This is a genomic window from Bacteroides sp. NSJ-48, assembly GCF_014287405.1.
In the GTDB taxonomy this organism is placed as follows: domain Bacteria; phylum Bacteroidota; class Bacteroidia; order Bacteroidales; family Bacteroidaceae; genus Bacteroides; species Bacteroides stercoris.
Genome location: NZ_JACOOD010000095.1, coordinates 1 through 2,687, shown reverse-complemented (window position 1 = coordinate 2,687; position 2,687 = coordinate 1). Strand labels below are relative to the sequence as shown.

Sequence of the window (2,687 nt, the reverse complement as noted above, 5' to 3'; positions counted from 1 at the left end):
AAGCTGGCATGTTCCAAATGCGACTTCTCGGACTCGTCCATGACCACCAATACCGGAGGTGCGAAGCTTATCAATGACGGACTGAAAGAGATGGGGCTGCTTACGCCTGCCCAGCGTTATGCCAAAGACCATGGGCTGGACGATGATTACCGTTCGGCCATCGACGGACTGCCGTGTGACCTGTTCGTAGCGAAGAGTGCCGACGAAGACTTGATTTATTACGGTCAGTACAACATGAACAACGAGAAGAGCGACAGTTACCCCATCTTCGGAATGGATGATACCATTGGTGAAGAAAAGTGGGGTGAGGGCGACACGTTGAATTATCTTGAAGCTGATGATGAGGGGCATAAGCAATACCTTCCAATCTGCTTTGAAACGCTGAATAACTCGAATCCGCTGTGTCTGTTCCACTGGCTGCCGAGTACCGAGCCGAACCATCAGGACTTTATGAATTATAATTTTGACGGTGGACTGGAGTTCAACCATCCGAAAGATACCTTCTGGGCTGACGGAGGCGGTGATGCCGAGGAAGAACCGAATATGAAAGACCACTTGGGGCAGGGTGATGTGTACGATAAGATGTATAAGGCTACCGACCGCATGATGAGCTTCGTTTACCGCTGTGTGAAGGAAACTCCTGCCGGAAAGAGTATGACTTACAGCATGGAATCGCATGCGTTCGAGGGGGTAGATTATGAAGATGATGGCGACAAGTTCCCTACCGCTAAATGGAAGAGCGATACGTTTAAGAAAGAGGCATCGAAGTATTTCGACCTTCCCCATCTGATAGCTTACTATCTGTACGTGCAGTTTAACCTTGGTGTCGACCAGCTTGCCAAGAACATGCTTATCCGTACTTGGGACGGGGTGAAATGGTTGATTACTTATTATGACGGAGACTGCCAGTTGGGTTCAGACAACAAGTCATTCCTTACGGGAAAATATAACGATAACCGTCAGACCAAGCGCGACGGGGCTTATGTGATGCAGGGTCATAACTCGTGGCTGTGGAACCTCATCGTGGCCAATTGCTGGGACATGATTGTGGAGATTATGGTGAGCGGATGGAACGGGGGCGCAAGCTTCATGAGTGCCTTCAGTATCCAGAAAGCCATTGACCATTTCGATACCGAACAGATGAAGAAGTGGTGCTCACGCCTCTATAACAAGTCCGGCATCTTCAAATACATCTACCCGTTCCTGAACGAAATGCCGGTAGGTGCTGACGGTGCCAAACAGACGTATCCGCAAATCTACGGTCTGAAGGGTTCGTTAAAAGCACACCGGAACTACTTCATCCAACGCAGGTACGACCTGAAGCAGGTGGAGTACGGCTATGTATCTACGCTGGGTGCCCAGTTCTACCAGAGTACGGCATCGCTGGACAAGGCTTATAAACTGAAGCCGATGCAGTACCGGCTGACCATCCCTTACCGTGTGCAATTATCCACCTCAAACGGTGTACAGGCTGACAGCGGCGTGGTGGATGCGGACGTGCTCCACTCCCTGCAGCTGACCCGTGCCTTCGGTGAGAACGACCCGCTGAAGATTATCGGCGCGGCCAAAATCAAGGAACTGGTATGGCATGAGGATGCGTTTGCCATCGGGTTCAACTTCGGTCTGCTGACCAGCCTTGTGAAACTGGACATGAGCGTGGAGAAAGCCAGCGGGTACCGGAACGGCTCGTTCATGGCCTCGACGAACGGCATGCTGCTGCTGGAAGAAGTGAACATGCGGAATAACCTGTTGGCCCGAAACGGAGACAACGGCAATGTGGCCACCCTGGACCTGAGCTGGCAGGGGCGTCTGAAGAAACTGGATGTGAGAGGTACGGGGCTGACCCGAGTGAAACTGGCCACCGGTGCGCCCGTTGTGCAGTTATGCCTGCCGGACACGATTGAGGAACTGTTCCTGGAGTATCTGACCAAACTGCAGGACAGCGGCTTGGTGCTGGAAGGCATCAACAACGTGCGGGGATACCGCTATACCAACTGCCCCGGCATCGACGGGTTTGCCATGCTGGAACGCCTGCACCAGGCCAAACTGAACGACAGCGGCAAGCTGGAGCGCTTTGTGCTGGAGATAGACCGGGAAGACGACGGAACGCTGCTGAAGAAGTATTTCGATTACGGAACGTACACGCAGACGGGTGCGGTGGATGACCGCCACTCGGGCCTTCGCGGTAAGCTGACCCTGACGAAGTATCTGGCTGACGAGGAACTGGAGATGTATGCCGCCCGTTATCCGGAACTGGCCATCAAGCAGCCGCCTTATACGATGATTGAGTTTGACGACAGTGTGGCCGACGATGCCAATGTTTCGAACCTGGACAACAAGACAGGGTACAAATTCGGCAATACGTACAAAATGAGCGGGCATGTGAATGCCATCCTGTCCAAGCGCCACCGCGTATTGGCTAAGGTGACCAAGATACCCACGAGCCGGAAAGTGGAGATGGCCGGGCAGCAGGTGGAAGTGAACAACCCGGACGGGGAGATGACCTATTTCCCCCTGCATGACGAAAGCTCGAACTTCTATGCCGATGCGGAGGATATGAACGACTGTACGGTGGCGAAGCTGGACGGCAGCGAGGGAGACTGGATGATGTATGAGCCGTTTTACTGGAGCAAAGGCATCAACGATTATTTGAACAACAAGAAGTACGCCTGCTACAGCAGTTATCC

General features: G+C 52.9%; 1 pseudogene. It reads left to right on the top strand.

Annotation, left to right across the window (positions count from 1 at the left end):
- Positions 1-2,687: pseudogene (locus H8S52_RS19520) on the top strand (hypothetical protein); the annotation flags it as partial.